Raw genomic sequence first — 5,499 nt, forward strand, 5'->3', positions numbered from 1 at the left:
GCCGCCAGCGTTCATCCTGAGCCAGGATCAAACTCTCCAATAAAGTTAGTTTGTCTAGCATCTAAAATAAAAATTGATGTTTCACGTTGTTTGTTTCGTTCAGTTTTCAAAGAACTACTTGGTCGCTCATTTGTGACTTCCTTATGTTAACATTTTCATCTTTCAATGTCAACTAAGTTTTTTATTTCGTTTGTCGCTTTCGACGTTGTTGTCATCGGCGACTTGTTCTATATTACACCTCTAAGTAGCAATCGTCAATACCTTTTTATAAAGATATTTAATTACATGCTTTTATGCTCTTTTAGCTAGATACATCCCCGCAAAAATTCATTATCGGAAACTACCTTCTGCTTCTCATTAGTTCATTCTTGCAACACATATTCAATTTAATTTACGTGGACATTTCCCTCCAACAAAACTATTAACCTTATTTTAACAAATAATATTATATAATTAGGGGGTTGTTGTACTATCAATGAACTCTATTAGAAGCAGGTGAAGATATGAAAGATATACGTATCCTTATAGCAGACGATGATAAAGAAATCCGAAATTTATTAAAAATATATTTGGAACGAGAATTATATATGGTAGATACTGCGATTAATGGCGATGAAGCCTTACAATTATTTAATCAAAACAACTATAACCTCGTTATACTAGACCTTATGATGCCGAAAGTAGATGGTATTGAAGTATGTAGAAAGCTTAGAGATAAAACGAACGTACCGATATTAATGCTAACCGCTAAAGATCATGAAGTTGATAAAATTTTAGGTTTAAGCATTGGTGCTGATGATTACATTACAAAGCCTTTCAGTATTCATGAAGTCATTGCACGTGTAAAAGCTCTTATGCGGCGTTTTTTAGTTCTTGGAAGTGACGCTAATATACAAAAGAAAACAACTCTAACTTTTAAAGGCCTATTGATTGATTTAAATACATATACAGTTCATACAAACAAAGAAGAAATTAACTTAACCGGAAAAGAACTGGAACTATTAAAATTCTTCACTTCAAATCCAGGACAAGTATTTACAAAAACACAACTCTTCCGAAATGTGTGGGACGATAATTATATAGAAGATGACAATACCGTTATGGTACATATTCGAAAACTTAGAAAGAAAATAGAAGTCGATCCTTCCAACCCAAAATTCATTCAGACTGTATGGGGAATTGGTTATAAGTTTGTAGGTGAACAGCTTGAAGACTGATAAAACCCTTTTCCTTATTTCATTACAACTTATCATTTGCGGGCTTTTAAATATACAAATGGACCCAAGGGTAAAAATATCTTTATTTATTACCCTTATCTTAATTACAATGTATCTCTTCTTTTCAAGAATACAATTCATTCAGCACCGCAAATCAATAGATACTAAATTAAGTCGTGTACTAAAAGGTAATTTACAAGCAATGATCGTTCATTACATAATATCGTTTTTTCAATAAACGAACTAATAGCTGAATTAGAAAAGGTTCGGATTGAAGCAAAGAGGTCTGAGGAATCTAGAAAAAAACTTCTGTCTAGTATCTCGCACGATATACGAACACCACTTACCTCCATTATTGGCTATATTGATGCCTTAAAAGATGAGGTTGCTGCTTCTGAAATAGAAAAGCAAGAATATCTTAAAATACTTTATATGAAATCAAATAACTTGAAGCACCTAGTTGATGAGATATTCAATATGGCGAAGCTAGATGCTAACGAATTTCCACTAAAAGAAGAAGAACTCGACTTTTCTGAAGTTACTAGAGAAGTTTTGATTGAATTTTTACCTGAGCTCTCAAAACATAATATTGAACTACAAATTCTCATACCAGAATCTACTTTTCCTATCATGGCAGATCAACTTAGCCTTATACGAATTATAGGTAATTTAATGAAAAATGCTATTTATTACGGAAAGGATGGGAAAACAGTAGGAGTCGAACTATTAGAAACCGATACAGAATATGAACTTCTTATTTGGGACAAAGGCCCTGGTATTCCAAAACATGATTTGCAAAACATATTTGAGCGAATGTACCGAAGCGAACAATCAAGAAACTCCTCTTTTGGTGGTAGCGGTCTCGGACTTTCTATTTCTAAAGCGCTCGTTGAAAAGAATGGCGGGCATATATGGGTTGAAAGTAATCCATGGGAAAGAACCACTTTTGGATTTTCCATTCCAAAACACAATACTTTTAAGAAATAGTTAAGAAATGATTAATATGCAGTTAAACCTTCCTGCTTATCATGTAAGTAAGAACTTATAGAAAGTAGGTGTCTCCTATAAATACAATTATAAAAACAACTAATCTTACTAAAGTATATGGCAATCAAAAATCCGTAGATAATCTAAATATTAACGTTCAACAGGGAGAGATTTATGGATTCATAGGTCGTAACGGTGCTGGTAAAACAACAACCATTCGTATGCTACTCGGTCTTATAAAGCCTACAAGTGGAACTATCGAAATATTCGGAGAGGACTTATTTCAAAATCAAAAAGATATTTTAAGTAGAATTGGTTCTATCGTTGAAGTTCCAGGGTTTTATGAAAACTTAACTGCAAAAGAAAACTTATTAATTAACGCAAAGATAATTGGGGTTCACAAAAAGAATGCTATTGAAGAAGCGTTAGAAATAGTAGGCTTGCAACATGAAACAAAAAAGTTAGTGGGAAAGTATTCTTTAGGCATGAAGCAGCGTTTAGGAATTGCACGCGCCCTTCTCCATTATCCCGAACTACTTATATTAGATGAACCAACTAACGGACTAGACCCCATCGGGATTAAAGAAATGCGAAAACTTATTCATTCTTTAGCTCAAGAAAGGAATATAACGATACTCATTTCTAGTCACATATTAGCCGAGGTAGAACAGTTAGTTGATCGTATCGGAATTATTCACGAAGGAAAGTTACTAGAAGAAGTTTCTCTTGATACGCTACGCAAAGCAAACCGTAAATACATAGAATTTCAGGTGAATAATGACAGTAAGGCTACGATGTTATTAGAAAATCAATTTCAAATTTTCGATTATGAGGTACATGATGAAGGGAATATTCGCATTTACTCTCATTTCGGGCAACAAGGATACATCAACAGAACGTTTGTTCTAAATGATATTGAAGTATTAAAAATGATGATGAGCGAAGACAGATTAGAAGATTATTTCACCAAACTAGTTGGAGGTGGAACAATTGGTTAACCTACTCTATACAGAACTATTAAAACTAAAACGCTCTAATATGTTTTTAATTAGTATTATTGGGGCTGGTGTCGCACCTTTCTTAGTCGTAGTAGCTTCTTATATACATATAAAAACCAAACAGCCAACTCCGACTATTTGGTTCCATCAATTATTCACTGAAGTTAACTTATACACTACTTTAGTTATAGGGTTCCCCTTATATGGAGTAGTAGTTGCTTATCTGTTTACCCGTGAATATGCAGAAGACACATTAAAAAATTTACTAACTATCCCCGTGTCACGTATTAGTTTTATTATAAGTAAGTTCATCATTCTTTTCCTTTGGATCATGATGCTAACTTTAGTTGCTTGGTCGCTTACTTTAATATTAGGGCTATTGGGGAACTTCCCTGGTTTTAACACTGCTTTACTTTTAGGTTCTTTCCTAAAATTTTTAACCTGTGGTGGACTTCTTTTTCTATTGTCTTCACCTATTGTTCTATTAACTCTTGTAATGAAGAGCTATGTACCGCCTATTATATTAACAGTCATTATTACAATGACTAATCTTATGCTCGTAAATTCCAAACATAAAGATTTATTTCCCTGGATCGCCACTTTAGATATCGCAAATAATGAATTACAACCCACATATCCACCAGAGTATTCTTATATGATCATTGCAGCAACAACGATTTTCGGATTTATCGCAACACTATTCTATTTTAAGAGAGTAGACATTCATTAATTTTTAGGAGTGAAACTATGAGCGATATCATTATTGCCTTCATACTCGGTATCGTAGAGGGGTTAGCTGAATTTTTACCTATCTCTTCTACCGGCCACCTTATATTAGTCGGGCATTTATTAGGCTTTGAAGGAGAAAGAGCGAAAACATTTGAAATTGTTATTCAACTAGGCGCAATTTTAGCTATTGCAATTTTATATCATAAACGTCTCGTATCTTTATGTAATATTAAGCCTCTTCTACGGAAGGAGAATAAATTCAACGCGTTCCATGTATTTCTTGGCGTATTTCCGGCAGTAGTTGCTGGTTTACTACTACATGATGTTATTAAAACTTACTTATTTCAGCCATATACTGTTGTGATTGGACTTGTAGCAGGGGCAATTCTTATGATCTTTGCAGAAGTAAAAAAGCAAGAGGCAACCGCCTGCTAACTGGACGATTTAACATACCATCAAGCATTAACAATTGGATTATTTCAATGTTTAGCAGTATACCCTGGCTTTTCTAGAGCAGGATCTACTCTCTCTGGAGGTCTATTAGCAAAAGTAAATTATAAGACTGCATCAGAGTTCTCGTTTCTAATAGCTCTTCCTGTAATGGTTGGGGCTACAGGCTTAGACTTACTAAAAAGCTGGAAGTATTTAAGTGTCGATGACATCCCTATGTTTGCAGTAGGGTTCATTACCTCTTTTATAGTAGCAATGCTAGCAGTAGTAACTTTTCTGAAGCTTTTAGAGAAGATAGGTTTAAAACCTTTTGCATACTATCGCATTTTGTTAGCTGTCTTATTTACACTTTTCGTATTGCTATAGATTCATATAAGTCACATATTATTAAACCGATATTCAAGTTGAAATATCGGTTTTTTATCCATTTCACCTCTGTCTTACTTGAATATAGCATAGTGGCAATCCCTCTGAATATCCTTCAAGCACTTTTAGCCTTTACCGTACGGCACAATTTAAAAATTAAACATCCCTCCATTAATCTAGATGTCTACTGGACAATGCTGTATAGGGATCGTATATTTTTATAAACCATATTCATTCCAAACATACTATCTTTCTTAATTCGCGACACACAGATACAAGTTTCAAATGCGTACAAAGACACAGCATATAAAGACCTTCCCCAAGAATTATAAAGAGGCTAAACTATTTATTAAAGTGAGGTAACTAGGATACTTATTGGGGAAACCGTAAAAAACTAGGATTTGTTACAGCTTGGCAATTTAGTGATTCTCCTCATTATCTTGCACGGTTAGTAATTGATGAGTTAAAAAACGCAATATGCCCCAGTCACATTTATTATGAATTAGAAACTAAACCAATATCGCCAAATAACGATTATAGTTTTATATTCAATGCGTATGATGAACCTATATCCATGATTAAGACATCAGAATACAACGTTCGTCTATAATTGAAACAGTATAATATTGTTTACCAAACACGAAAAAACACAAGTCAAAAGACTTGTGTTTTTAGTTGCTTGGCGACGTCCTACTCTCACAGGGACAAGGTCCCAACTACCATCGGCGCTAGAGAGCTTAACTTCCGTGTTC

The 5,499-nt window shown here is 34.0% G+C and carries 3 protein-coding genes and 2 pseudogenes; all 5 read left to right on the forward strand.

Features of this window, described 5'->3' with window-relative positions; genetic code table 11:
- Positions 1 to 503: 503 nt before the first annotated feature.
- The 5 genes and pseudogenes from PDQ33_RS28030 (at position 504) to uppP (ending at position 4,747) form a co-directional block, all read left to right on the forward strand.
- Positions 504 to 1,217 carry a response regulator transcription factor gene (locus PDQ33_RS28030; protein WP_000651988.1) on the forward strand — a complete coding sequence of 238 codons (714 nt, stop codon included), beginning with the start codon at positions 504 to 506 and terminating at the stop codon, positions 1,215 to 1,217.
- Positions 1,207 to 2,204, forward strand: a pseudogene (locus tag PDQ33_RS28035) (sensor histidine kinase). Before PDQ33_RS28030 ends, PDQ33_RS28035 begins: the two are co-directional and overlap by 11 nt.
- Positions 2,205 to 2,272: 68 nt before the next feature.
- Positions 2,273 to 3,202, forward strand: coding sequence for an ABC transporter ATP-binding protein (locus PDQ33_RS28040; RefSeq protein WP_000074574.1), 930 nt, complete (start codon positions 2,273 to 2,275; stop codon positions 3,200 to 3,202).
- On the forward strand, positions 3,195 to 3,932 hold the full coding sequence (locus tag PDQ33_RS28045; protein WP_000247724.1) for an ABC transporter permease: 738 nt from the start codon (positions 3,195 to 3,197) through the stop codon (positions 3,930 to 3,932). Before PDQ33_RS28040 ends, PDQ33_RS28045 begins: the two co-directional genes overlap by 8 nt.
- Positions 3,933 to 3,949: 17 nt before the next feature.
- Positions 3,950 to 4,747: pseudogene (uppP, locus tag PDQ33_RS28050) on the forward strand (undecaprenyl-diphosphate phosphatase UppP).
- Positions 4,748 to 5,499 lie beyond the last annotated feature (752 nt).

Origin of the sequence: Bacillus cereus group sp. Bc031 (assembly GCF_027716265.1) — a bacterium.
GTDB classification, from domain to species: domain Bacteria; phylum Bacillota; class Bacilli; order Bacillales; family Bacillaceae_G; genus Bacillus_A; species Bacillus_A paranthracis.

Bases quoted from the DNA above. Each gene is read 5' to 3' on its own strand.
- PDQ33_RS28030 (WP_000651988.1), top strand. From the start codon at position 504: ATGAAAGATATACGTATCCTTATAGCAGACGATGATAAAGAAATCCGA.